Raw genomic sequence first — 263 nt, 5'->3', positions numbered from 1 at the left:
CGCTTGCGCGCGGCGCGGCGCTCAAGCTGGTGCTCGCCGGGCCGCGCGGCCCCGAGCCCGACCTGCTGCGCGTGCAGGCCCGCCCGCTGCGGCTCAAGGGCCGCGACTGCCTGTCGCTGACCTACCACCACCGCACCCGGGACCTGACGCGCAACCTGCCGCTCGACGAGGCCGTGGCGGCGCTGGCCGAGCACATCGGCCGCGACTTCGACAACCTGCACCTGCTGACCGCGGAGGTCGAGCTGCAGCTCGCGATCAGCCGC

General features: G+C 75.7%; 1 protein-coding gene. It reads left to right on the top strand.

Going from position 1 to position 263, the window contains the following annotated elements; translation table 11 throughout:
• On the top strand, window positions 1–263 hold a 263-nt coding region (locus HB860_RS22070; protein WP_247627966.1), incomplete at both ends, for a hypothetical protein.

This window comes from Aeromonas genomosp. paramedia (assembly GCF_023093515.1).
GTDB lineage: Bacteria > Pseudomonadota > Gammaproteobacteria > Enterobacterales > Aeromonadaceae > Aeromonas.
Note: the sequence above shows the minus strand (reverse complement) of the source record. Positions and strands in the feature narration are given on the sequence as shown.